This window comes from Kocuria sp. ZOR0020 (genome assembly GCF_000800955.1).
GTDB classification, from domain to species: domain Bacteria; phylum Actinomycetota; class Actinomycetes; order Actinomycetales; family Micrococcaceae; genus Kocuria; species Kocuria subflava.
In genome coordinates this window covers 1-797 of sequence record NZ_JROX01000104.1, presented here as the reverse complement: position 1 = coordinate 797, position 797 = coordinate 1, and the positions used below count along the sequence as shown (strand labels likewise).

2 protein-coding genes are annotated in these 797 nt (G+C 60.7%); both read right to left on the bottom strand.

The annotated features are described in order from the left end of the window. Positions 1 to 49: 49 nt before the first annotated feature. On the bottom strand, positions 50 to 376 hold the full coding sequence (locus L979_RS06880; protein ID WP_197052090.1) for a helix-turn-helix domain-containing protein: 327 nt from the start codon (positions 374 to 376) through the stop codon (positions 50 to 52). 5 nt (positions 377 to 381) lie between these two features. Beyond that, a partial coding sequence (locus L979_RS06875; protein ID WP_231559431.1) for a type II toxin-antitoxin system RelE/ParE family toxin occupies positions 382 to 797 on the bottom strand: 416 nt, incomplete at its 5' end.

The window sequence follows — 797 nt, the reverse complement described above, 5'->3', positions numbered from 1 at the left end:
ACGGGTGGAATCGAACGAACTCGCAACGTTCGGCAGTATGGGGCGTACCTTATGCGGAGGCCAGCTCCTGAACGTAGGTCCGTTCCTGCTCGATGTGAACTTCAACCACCCCCGCACGCGCCAGTCGCTGCAAAGTCTCGATCGATGGTGTGACGTCCCCTCGTTCCAACCGAGCTACGTGGGGCTGCTTCCAACCGAAATTGTTTCCGAACGCCGTCTGCGTGAGGTTGTGCTCGCTGCGGTAGCGGACCACCGCTCGACTGACCGCGTCTGCCAGTTCAAGTCGATCGGCCTCAGCAGCGTACTCAGGGTCGGCTTCCCGGCGCCCGTCAGCGATCTGATCGTGACTCTTCAACTCGGAGAGCTTCATGGTCATCACCTTCATTCTTCGATCTGGTTCAGGCGTTCTTCTGCGGCGCGGCAAGCTCGGTCAAATCCCTTGGAGTCGTGCTGGGCTTCCGGCCCGTAGGCCCCGATGACGAACACGTCCCCAATCCGCCGATACAAGGCTCGAGTAAGGCTTCGGCCACCGCGGGGCCGGAGTTCGCGCAGCTTTGTGGCGCCCTTCACTGCGCTGGAGTGCGGAAAGGGAAGCCCCGGTCCAGACTGTTTGAGTTTCGCAATGGCGTTGTCCACAGCCACGGCCTCGCGAGCGTCGAGTTTGGCGTACTCACGTTCGGCGTCAGGGTGGTCGGCAACGGTCCACATGCCAGCAAACATACCATTGGTGTTATAGCGGGCAGCGCCCCATCCCTGAATCAGAACTGCCGAACGTTGCGAGTTCGTTCGATTCCAAC

Excerpts from the sequence above, each read along its gene's own strand:
- L979_RS06880 (WP_197052090.1), bottom strand. The coding sequence starts at position 376 with ATGACCATGAAGCTCTCCGAGTTGAAGAGTCACGATCAGATCGCTGAC.